This window comes from Nostoc sp. UHCC 0251, assembly GCF_034932245.1.
Lineage (GTDB): Bacteria > Cyanobacteriota > Cyanobacteriia > Cyanobacteriales > Nostocaceae > Nostoc.
The window spans coordinates 1-1,179 of the sequence record NZ_JAYGHD010000278.1 but is presented as its reverse complement, the minus strand read 5'-3'; the positions used below and the strand labels follow the sequence as shown (position 1 = coordinate 1,179).

Annotated in this window: 1 protein-coding gene; it reads left to right on the top strand. The window is 40.5% G+C overall.

The features are described from left to right. The first annotated feature begins 79 nt into the window (after positions 1 to 79). Entirely contained in the window at positions 80 to 1,135 is a 1,056-nt protein-coding gene (locus tag VB740_RS18185; protein WP_323201356.1) for an IS630 family transposase, read from the top strand. Positions 1,136 to 1,179 lie beyond the last annotated feature (44 nt).

The following is a 1,179-nucleotide window of genomic DNA, read 5'->3' as shown; positions in this document are numbered from 1 at the left end:
TAAGTAAGTAGGCATGAAAAAACCAAACTATGTGAAGATAAGTAAATACGGAGAATATATTTACCGAGGTAGCTAAAACATGGGCGCTCGTTTAAGGGTATTCCTGACTCGTGAGCAAGACCAAACTCTATTAACCCTAAGAACAGCAGATGTACCCCAAAAAGTTAAAGACCGAGCGGAAGTAATCAGATTAAACGCACATGGCTGGTATGTGGAAAAAATAGCAGGTCATTTAAATTGGACTCCACAGACAGTAAGAGAGGTTTTGCACAAATGGAAAAAGCATGGTCTAGAAGGGCTTTGGGAACTACCTGGGCGAGGGGGAAAGAGCAAATGGAAAGAAGAGGATATAGTGTTTTTGGAAGAATGTCTTAAGAAAGAAGCACGCACATACAACAGTCCTCAATTAGCTAAAAAACTTTATTGCGATCGCAACGTGAAATTAAGTCCCGACAGATTAAGACGGGTACTCAAAAAAAGGGGATCAAATGGAAGCGGGCTTTTGATGTGCCACAAAGGAAAACAAGACCCGATAGCCAGAGCTAAGAAGCAAGCAGATTTAGATATGCTGGAATTAGCCGCAGCATCGGGAGAAATCGATCTAAAGTATCTTGATGAGTCAGGGTTTTGTGTATGGAGCGAGCCAGGTTACACCTATTACTTCAGAGGTGAACAAAAACGTTTAGAACAAAAAAAGCGTCGTGGTCGTAGATTAAGTATTATCGGATTTCTTCAACCAATAATTAGTTTTGTTTATGGTTTGGTTATTGGGGGTGTTGACCGCAAGTCTTATATCCAAATGATGGAACTTGAAGCAGCTGATGCCGAAAAAACTGGACGTACAAGGGTAATTGTGCAGGATAACGGGCCAATCCACCGATGCAAAGAAGTACAAGATCTGTGGTCGAAATGGGAGAGGCAGGGTTTGTATATCTTCTTTTTACCAAAATACTGCTCTGAAATGAACCCAATTGAATTGGAATGGCAACACCTTAAAAAAGATGAGCTATCTGGGCAAATATTTGATGATGAGTTAGACCTTGCCTATGCAGTCATTGATGGCGTTACTACTAGGGGAGAAAAAGGAAACTATAGTACGCAGCGTGTAAAATTTAACTCTATTGCTTGTGATTAAGCTTTCGTTACATAGCTATAAATTTTCTCGCCTACCTACTTAGA

Excerpts from the sequence above, each read along its gene's own strand:
- VB740_RS18185 (WP_323201356.1), top strand. The coding sequence starts at position 80 with ATGGGCGCTCGTTTAAGGGTATTCCTGACTCGTGAGCAAGACCAAACT.